Annotated in this window: 19 protein-coding genes; 17 read left to right on the plus strand and 2 right to left on the minus strand. The window is 64.0% G+C overall.

Annotated elements, in window-relative coordinates; genetic code table 11:
* Positions 1 to 230: 230 nt before the first annotated feature.
* The 16 genes from VKR55_RS10745 (at position 231) to lpxB (ending at position 18,635) form a co-directional block, all read left to right on the plus strand.
* On the plus strand, positions 231 to 971 hold the full coding sequence (locus tag VKR55_RS10745) for a carbonic anhydrase (protein WP_324402673.1): 741 nt from the start codon (positions 231 to 233) through the stop codon (positions 969 to 971).
* 110 nt (positions 972 to 1,081) lie between these two features.
* Complete coding sequence (locus VKR55_RS10750) at positions 1,082 to 3,553, plus strand: caspase domain-containing protein (protein ID WP_324402675.1); 2,472 nt, start codon at positions 1,082 to 1,084, stop codon at positions 3,551 to 3,553.
* Positions 3,554 to 3,886: 333 nt separating this feature from the next.
* Positions 3,887 to 4,885, plus strand: a complete 999-nt coding sequence (locus VKR55_RS10755) for a 30S ribosomal protein S2 (RefSeq protein ID WP_324402677.1) — start codon at positions 3,887 to 3,889, stop codon at positions 4,883 to 4,885.
* 122 nt (positions 4,886 to 5,007) lie between these two features.
* Positions 5,008 to 5,931, plus strand: coding sequence for a translation elongation factor Ts (gene tsf, locus VKR55_RS10760; protein ID WP_324402679.1), 924 nt, complete (start codon positions 5,008 to 5,010; stop codon positions 5,929 to 5,931).
* Positions 5,932 to 6,001: 70 nt separating this feature from the next.
* Positions 6,002 to 6,718, plus strand: a complete 717-nt coding sequence (gene pyrH / locus VKR55_RS10765; RefSeq protein ID WP_324402681.1) for a UMP kinase — start codon at positions 6,002 to 6,004, stop codon at positions 6,716 to 6,718.
* Positions 6,719 to 6,770: 52 nt separating this feature from the next.
* Complete coding sequence (gene frr, locus VKR55_RS10770) at positions 6,771 to 7,334, plus strand: ribosome recycling factor (RefSeq protein WP_324402683.1); 564 nt, start codon at positions 6,771 to 6,773, stop codon at positions 7,332 to 7,334.
* Between the two features lie 17 nt (positions 7,335 to 7,351).
* A complete protein-coding gene (locus VKR55_RS10775; RefSeq protein WP_324402685.1) occupies positions 7,352 to 8,107 on the plus strand; it encodes an isoprenyl transferase in 756 nt (251 codons plus the stop codon).
* Positions 8,104 to 8,952 carry a phosphatidate cytidylyltransferase gene (locus VKR55_RS10780; RefSeq protein ID WP_324402687.1) on the plus strand — a complete coding sequence of 283 codons (849 nt, stop codon included), beginning with the start codon at positions 8,104 to 8,106 and terminating at the stop codon, positions 8,950 to 8,952. The genes VKR55_RS10775 and VKR55_RS10780 overlap by 4 nt, the downstream gene beginning before the upstream one ends.
* 3 nt (positions 8,953 to 8,955) lie before the next feature.
* Complete coding sequence (gene dxr / locus VKR55_RS10785) at positions 8,956 to 10,182, plus strand: 1-deoxy-D-xylulose-5-phosphate reductoisomerase (protein ID WP_324402689.1); 1,227 nt, start codon at positions 8,956 to 8,958, stop codon at positions 10,180 to 10,182.
* Positions 10,183 to 10,225: 43 nt separating this feature from the next.
* Positions 10,226 to 11,377 (plus strand): RIP metalloprotease RseP, encoded by a 1,152-nt coding sequence (rseP, locus tag VKR55_RS10790; RefSeq protein WP_324402691.1) that lies wholly within the window; start codon positions 10,226 to 10,228, stop codon positions 11,375 to 11,377.
* Positions 11,378 to 11,546: 169 nt separating this feature from the next.
* A complete protein-coding gene (gene bamA, locus VKR55_RS10795; protein ID WP_324402693.1) occupies positions 11,547 to 14,117 on the plus strand; it encodes an outer membrane protein assembly factor BamA in 2,571 nt (856 codons plus the stop codon).
* 126 nt (positions 14,118 to 14,243) lie between these two features.
* Positions 14,244 to 15,311: a UDP-3-O-(3-hydroxymyristoyl)glucosamine N-acyltransferase gene (lpxD, locus tag VKR55_RS10800; RefSeq protein ID WP_324402695.1), complete on the plus strand. Its 1,068-nt coding sequence runs from the start codon at positions 14,244 to 14,246 to the stop codon at positions 15,309 to 15,311.
* On the plus strand, positions 15,311 to 15,772 hold the full coding sequence (gene fabZ / locus VKR55_RS10805) for a 3-hydroxyacyl-ACP dehydratase FabZ (RefSeq protein ID WP_324402697.1): 462 nt from the start codon (positions 15,311 to 15,313) through the stop codon (positions 15,770 to 15,772). Before lpxD ends, fabZ begins: the two co-directional genes overlap by 1 nt.
* 9 nt (positions 15,773 to 15,781) lie before the next feature.
* Complete coding sequence (lpxA, locus tag VKR55_RS10810) at positions 15,782 to 16,585, plus strand: acyl-ACP--UDP-N-acetylglucosamine O-acyltransferase (protein ID WP_324402699.1); 804 nt, start codon at positions 15,782 to 15,784, stop codon at positions 16,583 to 16,585.
* A gap of 2 nt (positions 16,586 to 16,587) precedes the next feature.
* Positions 16,588 to 17,445: an LpxI family protein gene (locus VKR55_RS10815; RefSeq protein ID WP_324402701.1), complete on the plus strand. Its 858-nt coding sequence runs from the start codon at positions 16,588 to 16,590 to the stop codon at positions 17,443 to 17,445.
* Positions 17,442 to 18,635 (plus strand): lipid-A-disaccharide synthase, encoded by a 1,194-nt coding sequence (lpxB, locus tag VKR55_RS10820; RefSeq protein ID WP_324402703.1) that lies wholly within the window; start codon positions 17,442 to 17,444, stop codon positions 18,633 to 18,635. Before VKR55_RS10815 ends, lpxB begins: the two co-directional genes overlap by 4 nt.
* A gap of 127 nt (positions 18,636 to 18,762) precedes the next feature.
* On the opposite strand, the gene gltA is transcribed toward lpxB, so the two are convergent.
* Both gltA and gltX read right to left on the minus strand, forming a co-directional pair.
* A complete protein-coding gene (gltA, locus tag VKR55_RS10825; protein ID WP_324402705.1) occupies positions 18,763 to 20,067 on the minus strand; it encodes a citrate synthase in 1,305 nt (434 codons plus the stop codon).
* 202 nt (positions 20,068 to 20,269) lie between these two features.
* Positions 20,270 to 21,694 carry a glutamate--tRNA ligase gene (gene gltX / locus VKR55_RS10830; RefSeq protein ID WP_324402707.1) on the minus strand — a complete coding sequence of 475 codons (1,425 nt, stop codon included), beginning with the start codon at positions 21,692 to 21,694 and terminating at the stop codon, positions 20,270 to 20,272.
* 143 nt (positions 21,695 to 21,837) lie between these two features.
* Between gltX and VKR55_RS10835 the strand changes: the two genes are divergently transcribed.
* The gene (locus VKR55_RS10835) at positions 21,838 to 23,529 is read left to right on the plus strand and encodes a glutamine--tRNA ligase/YqeY domain fusion protein (RefSeq protein ID WP_324402709.1); all 1,692 of its coding nucleotides are present in this window, start codon (positions 21,838 to 21,840) and stop codon (positions 23,527 to 23,529) included.
* Positions 23,530 to 23,601: the final 72 nt, after the last annotated feature.

Genomic DNA, 23,601 nt, shown 5'->3' on the forward strand with positions numbered 1-23,601 from the left:
GGCTGCAGCCGCCGGCAGGCCAATCCGGCAGCGGCGATATCGCGCTGGTGCTGCGTCTCGATATGCAGACCGAAGTCGAGTTCAAGCTGGAGGGCCGTTTCCAGGTATCGCCGCAGATCGCCGGCGCGATCAAGGCGGTGAATGGCGTGGAGATGGTCGAAACGCTCTAGGCGGCATCAAGAAAGTTTCCGATACTTCGGCTCAAATGGGACCAGGAAAGGAGCTTTCCGATGTGCGAGCTTTGCCGGCAGGACTCACATCGCGGTTTCACGCCAACCCGTCGCAGCCTGCTCGTTGGGGGCGCGGCGCTTGGGTTGGTTTGGGCGAGTGGAGTCGACGCCAGGGAAACCGCAAAGACCAAGGCGCCGCCGAAGCCTGAAAATGTCATCTCCCCCGACGCCTCGCTGAAGCGCCTGACGGAGGGCAATCAGCGCTACGTCGAGGGCATCACGCGGCGGCATGATTTCAGGCATGAGCGCGAAGCCCTGGTCGGCGGCCAGAACCCCTTTGCCGCGATCCTGAGCTGCGCTGATTCGCGGATCGCCCCCGAATATGCCTTCGACACCGGACGCGGCGACCTCTTCGTCTGTCGTGTGGCCGGCAATTTCGCAACCGACGAGACCGTCGCGAGCCTCGAGTATGGCGTTGCAGTGCTCTCCGTGCCGCTGATTCTGGTGCTCGGCCACGACGCCTGCGGCGCGGTCGATGCCACCATCAAATCGCTGAAGGACAACAAGCCGCTGCCCGGCCATATGCAATCGCTGGTCGAAGGACTCGCGCCGGCGGTCAAGGCGGTAGCAGGGCAGAGCGGCAATATGCTCGATAACGCCATTCGCCAGAATGTGGTCGACAACGTCGCCAGGCTGAAGGGGGCGACGCCGATCCTGTCTGCTGCGGTCGATCAGGACAGGCTCAAGGTGGTTGGCGGCATCTACCGGCTGAAGGACGGTCGGGTCGACATAGTCGTTTGACGGATGTTTTTCCGCGCACGCCCTGCCATGATTGCAGCGTATTTCGTTCAATAACTGTTCAGCCAGGGCCGGGCTGAATGACGGCGTCTATGCCTGGGGTAGAAAAAGCCATGCGACCAGCCAGAAAAGTTCCATTTCTTTCGCTCTCACTCGCCTTGGTTTTGGCCGTTGCGGCCTTGATCGAGCCCGTTTTCGCCCAACAGCAGCCACAGGAAAAGCGCGTTGCCCTCGTCGTGGGTGACGGAGCCTACGCCAAGGCGCCGCTCGCCACCGCGGCCAATGATGCTGGCCTGATTGCCCAGACCCTGCAGGCGGCGGGCTTCGATGTGATCGGCGCGCGCGATCTCGATGCCGATACGCTGCGCAAGAGTTTCCACGACTTCATGGCCAAGGTTCAGGCTTCGCCGGCCGATACCGTCGCGGTGATCTATCTCGCCGGCTACGGGCTGCAGCTCTCGGGCGAGAACTATTTCATTCCGGTCGACGCTAACGTCAACAGCGCCACCGACATTCCGATCGAAGGCTTGCGGATCAGCGACTATACGCGCGAGCTCGCCTCGGTGCCGCTCAAGGCCAGCGTCGTCATTCTCGACATTGCCCGCCAGCAGCCCTTCGTCGACGGCGGGCCGCAACCGCTGGCCAGCGGCCTTTCCCTGGTCGATGCCTCGCCGAACATGCTGATCGCGTTCAACGCGGCTCCCGGCACCGTCGCGCCCAACGATCCCGGTCCCTATGGCGTCTATGCGCAGTCGCTGGCGGAAATGATTCGTACCGGCGGCCTGTCGCTACCCGAACTGTTCGATCGCGTGCGCCTGCGCGTGAGCGAAAACAGCAAGGGCGCGCAGATCCCCTGGGATGACCAGAAGATTCAGGCCCAATTCACCTTCTTCGACCGCGCGCCTGATGCACCGCCGGTGCAGGGGTCGCCAGACCAGGTCGCGGCCATCGAGCAAAAGCCGATGCGCGGCCTCTCCGTGCAGGATGCCTATTCGGCCGCGCTCGCGCGCGACAGCATGCAGGGCTATGAGGATTTCCTCGCGGCTTATCCTCGCGATCCCCTGTCCAGGCGGGTGAGGGCGATCCTCGCCGCACGCCGCGAGGCGATCACGTGGCGGCGGACCTATCTGGCGGACACGCCGCAGGCCTATTGGTCCTATCTGCGCCGGTATCCCGATGGACCGCATGCGTGGGACGCGCGTCGCCGGCTTGAGATCATCCGAGCAGCGCTCGAGCCGCCGCCGTCATTCGCCATGATCGATTACGACGTGCCGCCGCCGCCACCCGATGAGATCGTGTTTGTCGATCGGCCGGTGTTCTATTTCGGCGATCCCGACTTCGACTTCGCGCCGCCGCCGCCGCCGCCGATCTACTACCTGCCACCGCCGCCGCCGGATTTCGTGATACTGGCGCCGCCGATTATTGCAGTCGGGGTTGTCGGTGTGTTCGTGCTGCCGCGGCCGATGTTCGTGCCGATGCCGGTGTTCGTGAGGCCGCCGGTCTATGTCGCGCCGCCGCCGAACAACATCATCTTCAACAACATCCACAACACCACTGTCATCAACAACGTGATTAATAATCCCGCGCCCGCGCCTGCGGCCACGCCCGGAGCCCCCGCCAGTGCACCCGTTGCTGCTGCGCCGGCGCTGCCGGCCGCGGTCGCGCAACGGGCGTCGTTGATTCAGCAGGGCAAGGTGCCACCACCGCCGAGCCTGTCGATCAACCCGACGGCGAAGCCGGGGACACCACCGACGACGCCTGCGAACGCTCCGTCGGGCACGACGGCGCCGCAGCAGCCGTTGTCGCAGCAAAAATTGCCGCAGCAAAATGCGCTGCCTGCTCCGGGCAAGGGCACCACGCCGCAGCAGCCGCTCAAACCGCAGAATGCGCTGCCCGTCCCGGGCAAGGGCACAACGCCGCCGGCTCCGAAGGCTGCGACGGCGCCAACGACAACGATGCCAGGCACGAAGACGCCGGGCACGACCACTCCCGGCACCACCAACCCGAATGCCAAGGGCGTGAACACCACGCCGCCGCAGACAGGAAAACCGAATCTGCGAGAGGAAAAGTCGAACCTGCAGCAGAAGGGCACGCCAGGGACGACGCCCTCCACGACGCCCGGAAAGCCGGGCCTCACGACGACCGCACCGACCAAGCCGGAAGCGCTCGAGAAGCGCACGCCGACCACGCCGCCGACGGCTGCGAAACCGGCACTGAAGCCGGAGGTTAAACCTGAGGCCAAGTCGATCAAGCCGCCGCCACCTCCGCCACCTGCACCGAAGGCCGAGGCCAAGCACGCACCGCCACCCCCGCCAAGACCCGCGCCGCCGCCACCCAAGCCCATGGCAGCGCCGAAGCCGCCTCCACCTCCGCCACCGAGGGCAGCTCCGCCGCCACCGAGGATAGCTGCGCCACCACCTCCGCGGCCGGCTCCACCACCGCCTCCGCGGCCGGCTCCGCCACCGCCGAGGATGGCTGCGCCGCCGCCACCGAGGCCCGCTCCGCCGCCCCCAAGGCCCGCTCCGCCGCCGCCCAGGCCCGCGGCGCCAGCCAAGCATTGTCCGCCTAACCAGCCGAGGTGCTGAGGAGGTCGTCGCGGTGCTTCGCCTCTCGAAGCGAAGCACCGCGATTGCGGCTGAGGGCGACGACGCCAGCGATTGCGCAGCTTCAGTTCGCTGACTAGGTCCAGGCGCCCCCCAAGGCATCTGCCGCAGCAGGCCAGTAGAGGCCAAATTGGTCGGCTGGATGCCAAATTGGCGCGAAAACCGGCCTTATTTTCTTGCGTATCGGCGAAAACCGGCTATATAGCGCGCCATCTCGCACGGAAACATGGCTGACAAGGCCGTCCGGTGGCAACCGGGCCAACAAGCCCGCATTGCTCACACGTTTCCGGAGGAACCAACCGGAGAACCAAATCCATGGCGCTACCCGAATTCTCGATGCGTCAGCTGCTTGAAGCTGGCGTTCACTTTGGCCACCAATCCCACCGCTGGAATCCGAAAATGTCGGAGTACATTTTCGGCGCCCGCAACAACATCCACATCATCGATCTCGCCCAGACCGTGCCGATGCTGCACCGTGCGCTGCAGGCGGTGAGCGACACCGTCGCCAAGGGCGGCCGCATCCTCTTTGTCGGCACCAAGCGGCAGGCGCAGGACGGCGTCGCAGAGGCTGCGAAGCGCTCGGCGCAGTATTTCGTCAACTCGCGCTGGCTCGGCGGCACGCTGACCAACTGGAAGACGGTATCGGCCTCGATCAAGCGGCTGCGCCAGCTCGACGAGATGCTAGGCTCCGGCGAGGGCGCGCAATACACCAAGAAGGAACGGCTGACGCTGCAGCGCGAGCGCGACAAGCTCGATCGCTCGCTCGGCGGCATCAAGGACATGGGCGGTCTGCCCGACATGATTTTCGTGATCGACACCAACAAGGAAGACATTGCGATCGCCGAAGCCCGGCGCTTGAATATTCCGGTTGCCGCGATCGTCGATACCAACTCCGATCCGAAGGGCATCACCTATGTGGTGCCCGGCAACGACGATGCCGGCCGTGCCATCTCGCTCTACTGCGACCTCGTGGCGCGGGCCGCGATCGACGGCATCTCGCGTGCGCAAGGCGATGCCGGCATCGACATCGGCGCCTCCACCCAGCCCGCCGCCGAGGCGATCCCGACCGCGCCGCAAGCCGGCGGCTTCCAGGGCCTTGCAGGCCCGCGCGGCACCGCCGACGACCTCAAGAAGCTGCCTGGCGTGTCGGGCGCGATCGAAAAGAAGTTCAACGATCTCGGCATCTTCCATTACTGGCAGCTCGCCGAGCTCGATCACGACACCGCCCACAAGATCGGCGAGGAAGTCGGCCTTCCGAGCCGCGCCGACGCCTGGGTCGCCAAGGCCAAGTCGCTCACCGCAGAAGCGGAATAATCAGCCGATGGCCGGTGCCCCGCCGGCCATCGCTTTCCATCGATCGAAGGACTACCTGATGGCAGGCGCGACCGCTCGGCGCCGCGCCACCGTCAGCACGGACAGGCAGAAGGACGCTTACTATGGCTACAATCACCGCGGCGATGGTCAAGGACCTGCGCGAGTCGACTGGCGCAGGCATGATGGACTGCAAGGCCGCGCTCACCGAGACCGGCGGTGACATGACTGCCGCGCAGGATTGGCTGCGCAAGAAAGGCCTGTCGAAGGCCGCAAAGAAGGCCGGCCGCGTCGCGGCCGAAGGCCTGATTGCGGCGCTCACCAAGGGCAACAAGGGCGTTGTGGTCGAGGTCAATTCCGAAACCGATTTTGTTGCGCGCAACGAGCACTTCCAGGGCCTCGTCAAGATGATCGCGCAGGTCGCGCTCGAGGTCGGCGCCGACGTCGAGAAGATCAAGGGTGCGAAAGTTGGCGACGCTACCGTAGAGACCGCGATTGCGGACGCGATCGCAACCATCGGCGAGAACATGACGCTGCGGCGCGCCGCTGCACTTGAAGTCGGCAAGGGCGTGGTCTCGAGCTATATTCACAACGCCGTCATCGAAGGCGCCGGCAAGATGGGCGTGATCGTGGCCCTCGAATCCACCGGCAAGACCGACGAGCTCGCTGTGCTCGGCCGGCAGCTTGCGATGCATGTCGCCGCCGCCAACCCGCAGGCGATCGATCCGTCGGGCCTCGACCCCCAGCTCGTCAAGCGCGAGAGGGACGTGCTGGCCGACAAGTATCGCCAGCAGGGCAAGCCCGAGAACGTAATCGAGAAGATCGTCGAGTCGGGCCTGAAGACCTTCTACAAGGAAGTCTGCCTGCTCGAGCAAGCATTCATCCATGACAGCGGCAAGTCGGTCGCCCAGGCGCTCAAGGAAGCTGAGGGCAAGATCGGTGCGCCGGTGAAGGTGACCGGCTTTGTGCGCTATGCTCTCGGCGAGGGAATCGAAAGGCAGGAAAGCGACTTCGCCGCGGAAGTCGCTGCCGCCAGCGGCAAGAAGTAGCCGCAAGCTGCATTCTGCCCGGCGCGTGCTTCGCGTCGATGCGTCCGCGGGACAGGGAAGCAACTCACTCATGGCCGAGCCCGTCTATCGTCGCGTGGTGATCAAGATCTCCGGCGAATATCTCGCCGGCAGCCGTGGTGCCGGAATTGATCAGGCAACCGTCGACCGGATCGCCTCGGATTTGATCGCGGCGCAAAAGCTCGGCGGAGAGATTGCCGTGGTGGTTGGCGGCGGGAATATGGTCCGCGGCGTCGAGGTGTCTTCGCGCGGCGTGTCGCGCACGACCGGCGATACCATGGGCATGCTCGCCACCGTGATGAATTGCCTCGCGCTGGAATCGGCGATCGAGCGCCACGGCGCGCCGGCGCGGACGCTATCAGCCTTCGTGATGCCCGAGATCTGCGAGCTGTTCACTCGTGGTGCGGCGCACAATTATCTGGCGCAGGGGCGGATCGTGCTGCTCGGCGGCGGAACCGGCAATCCGTTTTTCACCACCGACACAACGGCGGTGCTGCGGGCGGCTGAAATCGATGCCCACGCCGTGCTGAAGGCGACCAATGTCGACGGCGTCTATTCCGCCGATCCCAAGAAAGACCCGGCCGCCAAGCGTTTTGAACGCCTCACTCACTCCCAGGCGATCGAGGGCGGCTACAAGGTCATGGATGCGACCGCTTTCGCGCTTGCTCGCGAGACGTCGCTGCCTATCATCGTGTTCTCGATCTCCGAGCCCGGCTCGATCGGCGCCATCCTGCGCGGAACAGGGCGCGGGACCATCGTCGCCGGCTGAGCTGTTGTCCGGCCAGCGCCTCGACAAAAGCTTTTGAGGAAGGGAGAGCGTTATGCCCACGGGTAGTTTCGACATCAACGAACTGAAGCGCCGCATGCAGGGCGCCACCCAATCGCTCAAGCATGAACTGGGCAGCCTGCGCACCGGCCGCGCCTCCGCTTCGATGCTGGAGCCGGTGCAGGTCGATGCCTATGGCGCGCATATGCCGCTCAACCAGCTCGCGACCATCAGCGTGCCGGAGCCGCGCCTGATCTCGGTGCAGGTCTGGGACAAGTCGATGGTGAAAGCGGTGGAGAAGGCGATCGTCGATTCCAATCTTGGGCTATCGCCCGCAACCGAGGGACAGGTGCTGCGCCTGCGCATCCCCGAGCTCAACCAGGAGCGGCGCAAGGAGCTCGTCAAGGTCGCGCATAAATACGCCGAAGCCGCCAAAGTCGCGGTGCGGCATGTCCGGCGAGACGGGCTCGATGTCGTCAAGAAGCTCGAAAAAAATCACGAGATCTCCGAGGACGATCACGAGCGCCTGGCCCATGACGTGCAGAAGGCGACCGACGGCATGATCGCGGAGATCGACCAGTTGCTGGCCGCCAAGGAAAAAGAAATCCTCACTGTCTGAGCGACAAGGATCGGCCGATGTCGAACGCTGCGCATGCAAGCGAGGACCAGGAGCGATCCGACGGTCCGTTGCACGTCGCCATCATCGTGGACGGCAACGGGCGATGGGCGGCTGCACGCGGGCTGCCGCGGGCGGAGGGCCATCGCCGCGGAGTCGAGGCGCTGCGCCGCGTGGTACGTGCCGCGCATGAGCTCGGCATCCTCTATCTCACCATCTTCTCCTTCAGCTCGGAGAACTGGTCGCGGCCGGCAAGCGAGATCGGCGACCTGTTTGGCCTCCTGCGCCGCTTCATCCGCAATGATCTTGCGACGTTGCACCGCGACGGGGTGAGGGTGCGCGTGATCGGCGAGCGCTCGGGCCTCGAGCCGGATCTTTGCGCGCTGCTTGCCGAGGCCGAAGAGCTCACGCGCAACAACACCAGCCTCAATCTCGTTGTCGCCTTCAACTACGGCTCGCGTCAGGAGATCGCGCGAGCCGCGCAGCGGCTGGCGGGCGAGGTCGCGGCCGGCCGGCGCGCTCCGGCCTCGATCGACGCCGACACGCTTGGCCGGTACCTCGATGCGCCCGACATTCCCGATCCCGACCTGATCATCCGCACCAGCGGCGAGCAGCGACTGTCGAATTTCCTGATGTGGCAGGCGGCCTATAGCGAGCTCGTCTTCGTGCCGATCCATTGGCCGGATTTCGACAGGGCGGCGCTGGAAAGCGCGATTGCCGAATATGCCCGACGCGAGCGCCGCTTCGGCGGTCTTGTTGCGAAAACCGGATCGTGAGCGAGCGCGAGGCCGCATCGGCGTCGGCCGCCGCCGAGGATTCGCGCAATCTGTTGGTGCGCGTGGCAGCCGCCCTGGTGCTGGCGCCGGTTGCGATCGTGGCTGCCTATGCTGGAGGCTGGTGGTGGGTCGCGCTGGTAACGGCGGCGACGATCGGCCTCTATGTCGAATGGTTGACGGTGACGTGTCGCGAGCGGAGCGTGCTCGTCACGGCCACGGGCGCAGTTGCCCTGGCGCTGGCCGCGCCGTTCCTGGCGCTGGCGAGAATCGAAGCCGCGCTGGCGGTATTGGCCATCGGCCTTGCCGGAGTGCTGTTGCGGGCTTCGCAGTCGCGGATCTGGGTGCTCGCGGGATTTCTCTATGCCTCCGCAGCGCAACTCGCCTCCGTGGTGGTGCGGCTCGACCCGGTGCAAGGCCTGGCGGCGCTGATGTTGGTGCTGCTCGTGGTATGGGGCACCGATATCGGCGGATATTTCGCAGGCCGCGGCATTGGCGGCCCGAAGCTCTGGCCGCAGGTCAGCCCGAAAAAGACCTGGGCGGGCGCGATCGGCGGCTTCATCGCAAGTCTCCTGGTTGCAACCGGTTTCTCGCTGCTCGGTTATGGAGAGGCGCTGCCGCTGTTAATTGTGGCAGCAGCCCTGTCCATTGCCGCACAACTCGGCGACCTCCTTGAATCGGCCGTCAAACGCCACTTCGGGGTAAAGGACTCAAGTCACATAATTCCGGGCCATGGCGGGTTAATGGACCGGCTGGACGGCTTTGTCGCAGCCATCATGTTGGCGGCGATTTTCGGAACTTTGCGCGGTGGCGTGGATGGCGTCGGACGCGCTCTTATGATTTGGTGAGGCATGAGCGCAGTACCCTTGCGTAACAACAAAAGCGCTGGCGCCGCCGTGCGCAGTGTCAGCGTCCTCGGCGCCACCGGCTCGATCGGCGACAGCACCATGGATTTGCTGCGCGCCGCGCCCGACCGCTATCGGGTCGAGGCACTGACCGGCAACAGCAATGTACAGGGCCTTGCCAGGCTCGCGCGTGAATTCGACGCGCGCTTTGTCGCCGTGGCCGATGCGAGTCGTTTGACCGAATTGAAGGATGCCTTGGCCGGCACGCGCACCGAATGCGGGGCAGGCGAGAGTGCGATCATCGAAGCTGCGGCCCGCCCGGCCGATTGGGTGATGGCCGCCGTCAGTGGCGCGGCCGGGTTGAAGCCTGCGCTCGCGGCGGTCGATCGCGGCGCGACTGTCGCGCTCGCCAACAAGGAATGCCTGGTCTGTGCCGGCGACTTCTTCATGCAGCGTGCCGCGAATGCGGATGCCTGTATCCTGCCTGCGGACTCCGAACACAACGCGCTGTTCCAGGCGCTGAGCTCCGGCAATCGCGAGGAGCTTGTCCGCGTCATCATCACCGCGTCCGGCGGGCCGTTCCGCACCTGGGATCCCGTCGACATCGAGCAGGCGACACTGGCACAGGCGCTCAAGCATCCGAACTGGAGCATGGGGCAGAAGATCACCATCGATTCCGCGTCGATGATGAACAAGGGCCTCGAGGTGATCGAGGCCGCCTATCTGTTTTCGCTGACGCCGGACGAGATCGACGTCCTGGTGCATCCGCAGTCCATCGTGCACGGCATGGTCGAGTTTTCCGATCGCTCGGTGGTGGCGCAGCTCGGGGCGCCCGACATGCGTATCCCGATCGCGCATTGCCTTGGGTGGCCTGACCGAATCACGAAGGGCCCGGCGGCAAGGCTCGATCTCGCCAAGATCGGTCAGCTCACCTTCGAGGAACCTAATTTCGAGCGCTTTCCGGCGTTGCGTCTTGCCTACGAAGCCTTGCGGACCGGCCGCGGCGCCACCACAGTATTCAACGCGGCCAACGAGGTCGCGGTGGCGGCCTTCATCGCCGGCAAGATCAGGTTCGGCGCCATCGCGCGGCTGGTGGAAGCGACCCTCGAGGCTTGGATTCGCTCCGGCAATCTGGCCCCGCTGACGTCGGCCGACGACGCCATCGCCGTTGACCATAGTGCGCGAAATAAGGCTGCCACCCTCTTGCCTCAAATTGCCTTAAAGGCATCCTAGTGGGTTGGGGACAGGGCCGCCGGCCTTGGTTACGGGGATTCGGATGGCCCAGTTTTTCCTGCATAGTTTCAGTACGTTGAGCCATGTGCTCATCGGTTACACGGTCCCCTTTCTGTTTGTCCTTTCGATCGTGGTGTTCTTCCACGAACTCGGCCACTTTCTGGTCGCCCGCTGGGCCGGGGTGAAAGTCCTAACGTTCTCGCTCGGCTTCGGGCCGGAGCTCGCCGGCTTCAACGACCGCAAAGGCACCCGCTGGAAGATTTCCGTCGTTCCGCTCGGCGGCTATGTGAGGTTTCTGGGCGACGACACCGAGGCCTCCACGCCCTCGGCTGAGGTGCTCGCCAACATGACCGAGGAAGAGCGCGCCGGCAGTTTCCACCACAAGAAAGTGGGTCCGCGCGCAGCCATCGTCGCAGCCGGCCCGATCGCCAATTTCCTGATCGCCGTTCTGATCTTTGCGGGCATGGCACTGTATTACGGAAAGCCCGACATGATCGCGCGCGTCGACGCCGTTCAGCCCAATAGCGTTGCCGCCGCGGCGGGGTTCGAGGCGGGCGACCTCGTGAAATCAATCGACGGCAGCCATATCGACACCTTTACGGACATGCAGCGGATCGTGGCATCCAGCGCTGGCTCACGGCTTGTCTTCGGCGTTGAGCGGGGTGGGAACATGGTAACAATCACCGCAACCCCAGCGCTTCAGGAAACCAAAGATGTTTTCGGGAATAAGCACAAAATCGGAATGCTGGGCATCCAGTACAACTCGAAGCCAGGCGATCACAAGACAACGCCGGTGGGTGTCGCGGAAGCTGTGAAAATCGGTTTCCAGCAGGTCTGGTACATCATTTCGGGCACTTTCAAATTCGTCGCGTCGCTTTTCGTTGGTATGGGCGACAGGAGCGAACTAGGGGGGCCGCTGCGGATTGCCCAGCTTTCCGGACAGGCGGCCAGCTTGGGCGTGCAGTTTGTCGTGCAGCTTTGTGCGATGCTCTCCGTCTCCATCGGGCTCCTTAACCTGTTCCCGGTTCCATTGCTCGATGGCGGCCACCTTTTGTTCTACGCCGTGGAGGCTGTGCGCGGACGGCCTCTGTCCGAGCGGGCTCAGGAAATGGGGTTCCGCATCGGATTGGGTCTGGTGCTGATGCTGATGGTATTTGTGACCTACAACGACATCCTCCACTTCGCGGCCTCATAAAGCGCGGCTTTTTTATGACGTTGCCTAATGGCAACGTCTTGGAATGAAATTGGAATCGGACTGCTATCGTAATTTGCTGGCCGGGCGAATTTGGTTACAAGCTGAGCGACAAATGGGAATCTGCCGGAGCGTGGGGAGCGCTGCGGTACGGAATGAGGGCGCGTCGCGCATGAAGTTTGGAATGCGAGTCCGGGGGGGCTTGTTCGTCGCCCTGATCATGTTCGTCGCGCCGGTGGTTGCGCCGCTGGCAGTTGCGCTTGCCTCCTCGCAAGTGTCTGCCCAGACGGTGAATTCTATCGAAGTCGTCGGGAACCGGCGTGTCGAGGTCGAGACCATACGCTCCTATTTCAAGCCGGGACCCGGCGGACGGCTGGACAATGCGGCGATCGACGATGGCCTGAAAGCCCTGATTGAAACCGGCTTGTTCCAGGACGTGCAGATCAGCCGTCCGGGCGGCCGAATCGTAGTCACCGTGATCGAGAATCCGGTCATCAATCGCGTCGCCTTCGAGGGGAACAAGAAGATCAAGGACGAGCAGCTCTCGACCGAAATCCAGTCGAAGCCGCGCGGCACGCTCTCCCGTCCGTTGGTGCAGTCGGACGCCGAGCGCATCGTTGAAGTCTACCGGCATTCAGGCCGCTATGACGTGCGTGTCACGCCCGAGATCATCGAGCGGCCCAACAACCGCGTCGACCTCGTCTTCACGATCGTGGAAGGGCCGAAAACGTCCGTCAAGTCGATCGAGTTCATCGGCAACAACTACTACTCGTCCTATCGCCTGAGGGACATCATCAAGACCCGCGAATCCAACTGGTTGAGCTTCCTCGGCAACAATGACGTCTACGACCCCGATCGCGTCGAGGCCGACCGCGACCTGATTCGCCGCTTCTATCTCAAGCACGGCTTTGCCGACGTTCAGGTGGTCGCCGCGCTGACCGAATATGACCCCGCCCGCAAAGGCTTCATTGTCACCTTCAAGATCGAAGAGGGCCAGCAATACCACGTGGGCTCCGTCAACTTCGAATCGAGCATCGCCAATCTCGATGTCAATTCGATGCGGAGCTTCTCGCAAGTTTCCGTCGGACAGGTCTACAACGTCGAGGCGCTCGAGAAGTCCGTCGAGGACATGCAGATCGAGGCATCGCGGCGCGGCTACGCTTTCGCGGTCGTGAAGCCGCGCGGCGACCGCGATTTCGAGCATCATACGGTGTCGGTGGTCTTCTCGATCGAGGAGGGACCGCGGACCTATATCGAGCGCATCAATATTCGCGGCAACACCCGCACCCGCGACTATGTGATTCGCCGCGAGTTCGATATCGCCGAGGGTGACGCCTACAACCGCGCGCTGGTCGATCGCGCCGAGCGGCGTCTGAAGAACCTCGACTTCTTCAAGACCGTGAAGATCACCACTGAGCCCGGATCGTCGAGCGATCGCGTCATCCTCGACGTCGACGTCGAGGAGAAATCGACCGGCGATTTCTCGGTGTCGGGCGGTTATTCGACCACGGACGGCGCGCTCGGCGAAGTCTCGATCTCCGAACGCAACTTCCTCGGCCGGGGCCTCTACGCCAAGGCGGCATTGCAGTACGGTCAGTATGCACGCGGCCTCTCGCTGTCCTACGTCGATCCATACCTCCTGGATTACCGCGTGGCGCTCGGCCTCGATGCCTATTACCGCCAGCAGTTGTCCAACAGCTTTATTTCGTATGGCACCAAGACCATCGGCTTCAGCCCGCGACTTGGCTTCCAGCTCCGCGAGGACCTGTCGCTGCAGCTGCGCTATTCGATCTACCAGCAGACGGTCTCGCTGCCGTCGTTCCTGGCCAATTGTAACAACAACCCGGCCAACTCGCTCCTGGCCTTCAACCCAACGCCGGCCTTTGCGAATTTGATGGGATATCCCGCCGGTAGCACGCAAACCTTTGGTGGGCAGACCGCCACCGACACCAGTGGCCAGGGACTGTGGTGCTTCAGCGATGGCGAAGCTTCGCTGCCGATCCGCAAGGAGCTCGCGAACGGCGCGTCGCTGACCTCGGCGCTCGGCTACACGCTGAACTACAACACCCTCGACAACAACCGGAACCCGACCGACGGCCTTCTGATCGACTTCCGGCAGGACTTCGCCGGCGTCGGCGGCGACGTCAGCTATCTGAAGACCACGATCGACGGCAAATATTACACGCCGCTGGTTGGCGACGTCATCGGCCTGATCCACTTGCAGAGCGGCATGCTCAACAAGATCGGCAACAACGAGCTGCGCATGCTCGACCACTTCCAGATGGGCCCGAACCTCGTCCGCGGCTTCGCGCCGAACGGCATCGGCCCGCGTGACATCAATCCCTACGGCACCCAGGACGCGCTCGGCGGCACCAAATACTGGGGCGCCTCGCTCGAATTGCAGATGCCGTTCTGGTTCCTGCCCAAGGAAGTTGGCTTGAAGGGCGCGGTCTATGCTGACGCCGGCGGCCTGTGGGACTATCAGGGGCCGACCTCGTGGGCGGCTACGGGCGAAGTCAACGTGCCCGGATGTACGCCGCCGACCACGACGGCGCCGTTCAACCCTGGTACCTGCCTAGGCCTGCAATATTCCGAGCAGAACGTGGTCCGCAGCTCGGTCGGTGTCGGCTTGATCTGGGCCTCGCCGTTCGGACCGCTGCGCTTCGACTACGCGGTTCCGCTGACCAAGGGCAAGTTCGACCGCGTGCAGCAGTTCAGGTTTGGCGGCGGTACGACGTTCTAAGGCCGTTTCCGGCGGCGTTGAGACTGGTCAGCGCCGCAAAAACAGGCCAAACATCATGGAAAGCCGGCTCCGATTGCCAGGAGCCGCGTTTCTGGTTCAGACACCGTGCGGATTGCGACGGGGGGTATGGCGCAGCCGACGTTCTTTGCAACACCGCCTTCGTCAACGCTGGCCGAGATCGCCGCGCTGACGAAAGCGCAATTGGTCGATCCTGTAAGGGCCGGCCACACCATCAGAGGGCTGGCATCGCTCGACGAAGCCGGTCCGATGCATCTTACCTTTTTCGACAATCTGAAATACGCCGATCAGCTCGCGTCGACCAAGGCGGGCGCCTGCCTTGTCAGCCCGCGATTTGAGGCCTCCGTTCCGGCGCATGTCGCAGTGCTGCGCGCGGCACAGCCGTTTCGCGCCTTCGTCGGACTGGCGCGGGAGTGGCACCGCGACGCGCTGCGGCCGACGAGCTGGTTCGGCAGCGAGGGAATCGCGCCCTCGGCGATCGTCGATCCGACCGCGCGCCTCGAGGACGGCGTGATCGTCGATCCGCTGGCGCTGATTGGCGCCGATGTCGAGATCGGCGCCGGCACCGTGATTGGCGCGGGTGCGGTGATCGGCCCCGGCGTCAAGATCGGCCGCGACTGCAATGTCGGGGCGCGAACCGCGATCCAGTGCGCGCTGATCGGCAATAACGTGCTGATCCATCCCAGCTGCAGCATCGGCCAGGACGGCTATGGCTTTCTCTTCTTCGGCCCGGAGGGGCACCTGAAGGTTCCGCAGACCGGGCGGGTCCTGATCCAGAATGATGTGGAGATCGGGGCGGGCACCACGATCGACAGGGGCAGCCTCCGCGATACCGTCATCGGTGAGGGCACGAAAATCGACAATCAGGTCCAGATCGGTCACAATGTGACCATTGGCAGGCATTGCCTGCTGGCGGCTCAGATCGGGCTCGCGGGCAGCCTGACCATCGGCGACAATGTAGCTTTGGGAGCAAAGGTCGGTATCAACAATCACCTCAAGATCGGCGATGGTGCGCAGGTCACCGCGATGAGCGCGGTCAAGGACGATATTCCGCCGAACGGCCGCTGGGGTGGGCATTTTGCCAAGCCGACCAAGCAATGGTTCAGGGAGATTGTTGCGGTGGAGCGTCTGGTGCGGGACCAAGCGGCCAATCCGAAGGGCGAAGGGCAGGAGTGATGGAGGACGCATCGCCGGTCAGGTTTGCGGTCGTAGACATCAATGAGATTCTGAAGACGCTTCCGCACCGTTATCCGATGCTCTTGATCGACCGGGTGATCAACATCCGGGCCGACTATAGCGGCATCGGTATCAAGAACGTCACCTACAACGAGCCGCCCTTTCTTGGGCATTTCCCCGACCGGCCGATCTATCCGGGCGTGATGATGATCGAGGCGATGGCGCAGACCGCAGGCGTGATCGGCATCAAGTCGGTCGAAGGCACCGAGAAGCCGCGCGCGGTCTATTTCCTCACCATCGACAAGTGCAAGTTCCGAAAGCCCGTGATGCCCGGCGACACCATCGAGTATCACATGCGCTCGCTCGGCCGGCGCAACACCATGTGGTGGTTCCACGGCGATGCCAAGGTCAGGGGCGTTGTCGTCGCACAAGCCGACGTCGGCGCGATGCTGACCGACTGACGAGCTGACATGGCCAATATCGATCCGACCGCGCGGGTGATGGACGGCGCCGTGATCGGCGACGGCACGACTATCGGACCTTACTGCGTCATCGGCCCGCACGCCGTCATTGGCGCGAATTGCGAGCTGATGTCGCACGTGCAGGTGATGGGACACACGTCGATCGGCAATGGTTGCGTGATCTCGCCGTTCGTAGCGCTGGGCGGGGCGCCGCAGGATCTCAGCTACCGCGGCGAGCCGACACGTCTTGAGATCGGATCCGGCTGCACACTGCGCGAAGGCGTGACGATGAACGTCGGCACGGTGAAGGGCGGGGGCCTCACCAAGGTCGGCGATCGAGGCTTCTTCATGAACAACAGCCATGTCGGCCACGACTGCCTCGTCGGCAATGACGTGATCTTCGCGACCTCCGCAACCCTCGGAGGTCACTGCGAGATCGGCGACTTCGTCTATATCGGCGGGTTGTCCGCGGTGCATCAGTTCACCCGGATCGGGCCGCAGGTGATGGTCGGCGGCGTCTGCGGCGTGCGCGGCGACGTGATTCCGTTCGGTCTCGTCAACGGTCAATACGCCGTGCTCGAAGGGCTCAACATCGTCGGCATGAAGCGGCGGAAATTCACCAGGCAGCGGCTTACGACCGTGCGCGCGTTTTATCAGAAGCTGTTTCACGGCCCCGGCATCTTCGCCGAGCGGCTCGAGCGCGTACAGCCGATGGCGGGCGAGGATCCCGCCATCTCCGAAATTCTTGCGTTCATCAGGGACGGCAAGCATCGGCCGCTGTGCCTTCCGGCCGAAAGCGGCAACCGGAACTGATCATGGTGTCGACGGAGCCAGAAATGTCCTCGCCCGTCGGCCTCATCGCCGCCGGCGGCGCCATGCCCTTTGCGGTCGCCGATTCGCTTGTCCGCAACGGACTCACACCGGTGCTGTTTGCGATCAGGGGCGCCTGCGATGAAACGCAGGTCGCGCGTTTCCGTCACCACTGGATTTCGGTCGGCCAGCTCGGTCGCGCCACAAAACTGTTCCGCCGCGAAGGCTGCCGCGACCTCCTGTTCATCGGCTCGCTGGTGCGCCCGTCGCTTTCCGAGATCCGCCTCGACTGGGGCACGCTGCGGGCAATGGGGCAGATCTGGGCTTCCTTTCGCGGCGGCGACGACCATCTGTTGTCAGGGATCGGGCGTATCCTGGAAGGACACGGCTTTCGCATGGTCGGAATCAAGGACGTCGCGCCGGACCTGCTGATGCCGATGGGTGCGCTGACCGGGACGAAACCCGATGAGCGCGCCGAGGCCGATATCGCGAAAGGCCGCGACGTGCTGCGGGCACTCGGCCCGTTCGACGTCGGGCAGGGAGCAGTCGTGATCGACGGTCACGTGGTGGCGGTGGAGGACATTGAGGGCACGGACGGGCTGCTGGCGCGCGTCACGCGGCTGCGCGAGCAGGGCCGCATCCGCGCTGGCGTGGGCCGCGGTGTGCTGGTGAAGGCGCCCAAGGCCGGTCAGGATTTGCGCTACGACCTGCCGACCATCGGCCCGCGCACGGTCGATGGCGCGGTCAACGCAAAGCTGGCGGGAATTGCCGTGGTCGCCGGCAACACGCTCCTGGCTGAACCAGAAGCCATGATCGCGGCCGCTGACAAGACTTCCATCTTCATCGTGGGCGTCGCCGCGTGAGCCCGGCGCGCGCGACGGGCCGCATCGGGCGGAGGATCTTTCTCGTCGCCACCGAAGAATCAGGCGACCGGCTCGGCGCTGGCCTGATGAAGGTGCTGCGCCAGCGTCTCGGGGATGCGGTGGATTTCGTCGGTGTCGGCGGCCGCGCCATGACGCGCGAGGGCTTGAGCCCGCTGTTTGCGATCGAGGAATTGTCAATCATCGGCTTTGCTGCCGTCCTCGCTCAATTGCCGAAGATCCTGCGGCTGATCCGGCAGACCGCCGATGCCGTGATTGCGACGGCGCCCGATATTCTCGTCATCATCGACAGCCCCGATTTTACCCATCGCGTGGCGCGGCGCGTGCGTTCGCGCGATGCCGCGATTCCGATCGTCGACTACGTCTCGCCGACGGTCTGGGCGTGGCGGCCGGGCCGTGCCCGCGCGATGCTGCGCTATGTCGATCATGTGCTCGCACTGTTGCCGTTCGAGCCGGACCAATATCAGAAGCTCCGTGGCCCGCCCTGCAGCTATATCGGTCATCCCTTGATCGAGCAGCTTGCTTCGCTCAGGCCCAATGCGGAGGAGCGGGCGCGGCGCGAGGCGGAGCCGCCGGTACTGCTGGTGTTGCCGGGAAGCCGGCGCAGCGAGATCCGGCACCATCTGGAGGTGTTCGGCCAGACGCTCGGACAGCTGCAATCCGACGGCGCGCGCCTCGAACTTGTGTTGCCCACCATGCCGCATCTGGTCGAATCGGTTCGTGCAGGTGTGGCGGGCTGGCCGGTTGAGCCGAACATCGTCGTTGGCGAACCGGAGAAGCGCGCGGTGTTTCGCATCGCGCGCGCAGCGCTCGCCAAGTCGGGCACTGTGACGCTGGAGCTCGCGCTATCCGCTGTGCCCATGGTGACGGCGTATCGCGTTGGCGCGATGGAGGCCTTCATCCTGCGCCGCGCGATCCGGGTGTCGTCGGTGATCCTTGCCAACCTCGTGCTCGGCAACGAGGTCATCCCCGAGTTCCTGCAGGAGAACTGCACGCCGGACAATCTGGCGCGGGCGCTCAAGCCGCTGCTGTCGGATACGCCGGAGCGCAAGAAGCAGGTCGACGCGTTCGCTAGTCTTGACGCGATCATGTCGACCGGCAGAGAGCCGCCAAGCGTCCGCGCCGCCGACATCGTGCTCGCCACGATGCGCAGGGGAAGGCAGGGGAGCTGACGCCGGCAGGACGAAGCAGGTTTGCGACGACGGCCCGGGCAAGCATCGGTCGTCTCCGCTCAAAACGAAAATCCCGCCCAGGATAGTCGATCCTGGGCGGGATTTCGAATTGGCGTGAATCGGACGCTTACTTCCGCTTGCCGATCTCGACATAGTCGCGGCGGGCGACGCCAGTATAGAGCTGGCGCGGGCGGCCGATCTTCTGCTGCGGATCCTCGATCATCTCGCTCCACTGGCTGATCCAGCCGACCGTGCGGGCGACCGCAAACAGCACGGTGAACATCGACATCGGGAAGCCCATCGCCTTCAGCGTGATGCCGGAATAGAAGTCGACGTTTGGATAGAGCTTTCTGCTGATGAAGTATTCGTCGTTGAGCGCGATCTTCTCGAGCTCGAGGGCGACCTTCAACATCGGATCGTCGCCGTGGCCGGTCTCCTTCAGCACCGCGTGACACATCTTCTGCATGATCTTGGCGCGCGGATCGTAGTTCTTGTAGACGCGATGGCCAAAACCCATCAGGCGGACTTCGCTGTTCTTGTCCTTCACCTTCTTGATGAAGTCCGGAATCTTGTCGACCGAGCCGATGCCGTAGAGCATGTTGAGCGCGGCCTCGTTGGCGCCGCCATGGGCCGGGCCCCAGAGACAGGCGATGCCGGCGGCGATGCAGGCGAACGGGTTGGCGCCGGAGGAGCCGGCGATGCGCACCGTCGAGGTCGAGGCGTTCTGCTCATGGTCGGCGTGCAGGATAAAGATCTTCTCCAGCGCGTCCGCCAGCACCGGGTTGACCTTGTAATCCTCGCACGGCACGGCAAAGCACATGTGCAGGAAGTTTTCCGCGAACTTGAGCGAGTTCTTCGGATACATGAAGGGCTGGCCGATGGTGTATTTGTAGGCCATCGCCGCGAGCGTCGGGATCTTCGCGATCATCCGCATCGAGGCGATCATGCGCTGCTGCGGATCGTTGATGTCGGTGGAGTCGTGATAGAACGCGGCGAGCGCGCCGACGCAACCCACCATCACGGCCATCGGATGGGCGTCGCGACGGAAGCCCTGGAAGAAGCGCGCCATCTGCTCGTGAATCATGGTGTGATGAGTCACGCGATAGTCGAAATCCTTCTTCTGCGCGGCGGTCGGAAGCTCTCCGTAGAGCAGCAGGTAGCAGATCTCGAGAAAGTCGCAGTTCTCGGCGAGCTGCTCGATCGGGTAGCCGCGGTATTCGAGCACGCCGGCGTCGCCGTCGATATAGGTGATCTTGGACTGGCAGCTGCCGGTCGAGGTGAAGCCCGGGTCATAGGTGAACATGCCCGCCTGGGCGTAGAGCTTGGCGATGTCGATGACGTCGGGCCCGACTGTGCCGCTGATAATCGGGAAATCGTAGGTCTTGTTGCCGACCGTAAGGGTCGCAGTTTTGCTTGCGGATTTTGCGTCCATCGTTCGTCCCCGATGAGATCGTTGGGGCTGACTTCAGCCATCTCTGGGAGATGGCGAGGCAGGCCGGAATTGTCCAGAAAGCTGGCCGGGAAATGGGTAGCTCATTGCTATGTGCGCTGCAAGATGGCCGCCCATGAGCACATGGGCCCATGCTTGCAGCGTTCCTTGAACCGCACACAAACCATGCTTCGACCGCTTTGGCCTATGCGCTGGCCTGGTCTGCGAGCCGGGCCAGGCACTCCTCCCGACCGAGCACGGAAAGCACCTCGAAAATCCCGGGCGAGGTGGTTTTTCCGGTCAGCGCCACGCGGAGCGGTTGGGCGACCGCGCCAAGCTTGAGGTTGCTCTCTTCGGCGAACGCCCGCATCACCGATTCCGTGGCCTCGGCGTTCCAGGGCGAAACGGTTTCGAGCGCGGTTCGCAGCCGGCCGACCAGCGCGCGGGTTTCCACCGTCAGCACGGCGGCCGCCTGCGGTTCGATCTGCAGCGGCCGGTCGGCAAAGATGAAATAAGAGGCGTCGATCAGCTCGAGCAGCGTCTTGGCGCGCTCCTTCAGGCTCGGCATCGCCTGCAGGAGCTGAGCGCGGGTCTTTAGGTTGAGCTTGGCCTTCACGGCAGCGCCGTTGGGGACGTAATCCAGAACCCCCTCGAACTGGGTCACGAGGCTTTGATCGTCGGAGTGACGGATGTAGTGGCCGTTGAGGTTCGCAAGCTTGGCGAAATCGAAACGCGCGGCCGAGCGGCCGATTGCGGGCAGGTCGAACGCCTTGATCATCTCCTCCGTCGAGAAGATCTCCTGGTCGCCATGGCTCCAGCCAAGCCGGACCAGATAATTCCGCAAGGCCGCCGGTAGATATCCCATGGCGCGGTAGGCGTCGACGCCGAGCGCGCCATGTCGCTTCGACAGCTTCGAGCCGTCGGGGCCGTGGATCAGCGGGATGTGCGACATCGAGGGAACGGACCATTCCAGCGCGTCGTAGATCTGCTTCTGCCGGGCGGCGTTGATGAGATGGTCGTCGCCGCGGATGATGTGGGTGACGGCCATGTCGTGGTCGTCGACGACGACCGCGAGCATGTAGGTCGGGGTGCCGTCGGCCCGCAGCAGCACGAGGTCGTCGAGGTTCTCGTTCTGCCAGACCACGCGGCCCTGCACCTGGTCCTCGATCATGGTCTCGCCGGTGAGCGGCGCCTTCAGCCGAATGGTCGACTTCATGCCGGCAGGCGCCTCGGAGGCATCGCGGTCGCGCCACAGGCCGTTGTAGAGGCGGGTGCGCCCCTCGGCGCGCGCCTTCTTGCGCATCTCGTCGAGTTCCTCCGCCGTCGCGTAGCAGCGATAGGCGCGGCCTGCCGCAAGCAGTTGCTCGGCGACCTCGCGATGGCGCGCAGCGCGGCTGAACTGGTAGATGACCTCGCCGTCCCAATCGAGCTCGAGCCACTTCAGGCCGTCCAGGATGGCGTCGATCGCCTCTTTGGTCGAGCGCTCGCGATCGGTGTCCTCGATTCTAAGCAGCATCCGGCCCGCCCGCCCGCGGGCATAGAGCCAGTTGAATAGCGCTGTGCGGGCGCCTCCGATATGGAGGAAGCCGGTGGGCGAGGGAGCAAAGCGTGTGACGATGGGTGAGGTCATCAGGGGCAGGGCCGCGGTGAAAGTGGCGGTGGTGTATAGCAGGAACCGTGCATAACTAAAGCCTCGGGCACGACAAAGCGGACTTGGCTCAATCAAGCGAATTTGGCAGAAGAGCCGCTGATTTCCTCCTCAGGACCTGGGTAATGGCGACAACAGCACCGGCAGTGGCAGAGACGGCAGAAGCAGGGCGCGACTTCATCCGCGACATCGTCCAGGCCGATCTCGCCTCCCACAGATACAAGGAGATCGTGACCCGGTTCCCGCCGGAGCCGAACGGCTACCTGCATATCGGTCACGCCAAGTCGATTGCGCTCAACTTCGGCATCGCGCAAGAATTTTCAGGCCGCTGCAATCTGCGCTTCGACGACACCAACCCGACCAAGGAAGAGCAGGAATACATCGATTCCATCCAGGCCGACGTGCGCTGGCTTGGCTACAAATGGGCGGGCGAGCCGCTCTATGCGTCGGACTATTTCGAGCGCCTCTATGAATGGGCCGAGGGGCTGATCAAGCGCGGCCTCGCCTATGTCGACGACCAGACGCAGCACGATATCCGCGTCAACCGCGGCTCGCTGACCGAGCCCGGCAAGAACTCGCCGTTCCGCGACCGCTCGGTCGACGAAAACCTCGACCTGTTCCGCCGCATGAGGGCCGGCGAGTTTCCGAACGGCGCGCGCGTTCTGCGCGCCAAGATCGACATGGCCTCCGGCAACATCAATCTGCGCGATCCTGTGCTGTACCGCATCCTGCATGCACATCATCCGCGCACCGGCGACAAATGGTCGATCTATCCGAGTTACGACTACGCGCACGGCCAGTCGGATGCGATCGAAGGCATCACGCATTCGATCTGCACGCTGGAGTTCGAGGACCATCGCCCGCTCTATGAGTGGCTGCTCGACAAGTTGCCGGTGCCGTCGCACCCGCACCAGTATGAGTTTGCGCGCCTCAACCTGACCTACACGCTGCTCTCCAAGCGAGTGCTGACCGAACTCGTGCGCGGCGGCCATGTGGCGGGCTGGGACGATCCGCGAATGCCCACGATCGCAGGCATGAAGCGGCGTGGCGTTCCGCCTGCGGCCGTCCGTGATTTTATCAAGCGTATCGGCGTGGCCAAAGCCAACAGCGTCGTCGATGTCGGCATGCTCGAGTTCTGCATCCGCGAGGTCCTGAACCAGACCGCGCAGCGCCGGATGGCGGTGTTACGTCCGCTCAAGGTCGTGATCGAGAATTATCCGGAAGGGCAGGTCGAGGAGATCGAAGCGGTCAATCACCCCGACGATCCGGCGGCGGGTACGCGCCGCGTGGCGTTCGGCCGCGAGCTCTATATCGAGCGCGACGACTTCATGGAAAATCCGCCGAAGAAATTCTTCCGCCTCTCGCCGGGCAACGAAGTCCGGCTGCGCTATGCCTACTTCATCACCTGTCGCGAGGTGGTGAAGGACGCTGATGGCGACATCGTCGAATTGCGCTGCATCTATGATCCGGCGACGCGCGGCGGCAACGCGCCGGACGGGCGCAAGGTCAAGGCGACGATGCACTGGCTGTCGGCGTCGCATTCGGTACCAGCCGAGATCAGGGTCTACAACCAGCTGTTCTCGACGCCGACGCCTGATGCGGCGAATTTTGCACGCGACCTCAATCCACAGTCGCTGGAGGTCCTGAGCGACGCGCGCGTCGAAGCTGCGGCGGTCGAAACCAATTCGGCCGATGCGATGCAGTTCGAGCGGCAGGGCTATTTTGCCCGCGACCCCGACTCCAGGCCGGATCGGCCGGTGTTCAACCGCACCATCGGCTTGCGCGATACATTTGCAAAAGAGGTTGCCCGGGGCTGACATTCCGCGCGCTGCCGCGTAGGTTGCGCTGGTTGAAGTCGGTCAGTCCTTCGCGCGGGGAGCGCTGTGGCG

Origin of the sequence: Bradyrhizobium sp., from assembly GCF_035309285.1 — a bacterium.
Taxonomy (GTDB): Bacteria; Pseudomonadota; Alphaproteobacteria; order Rhizobiales; family Xanthobacteraceae; genus Bradyrhizobium.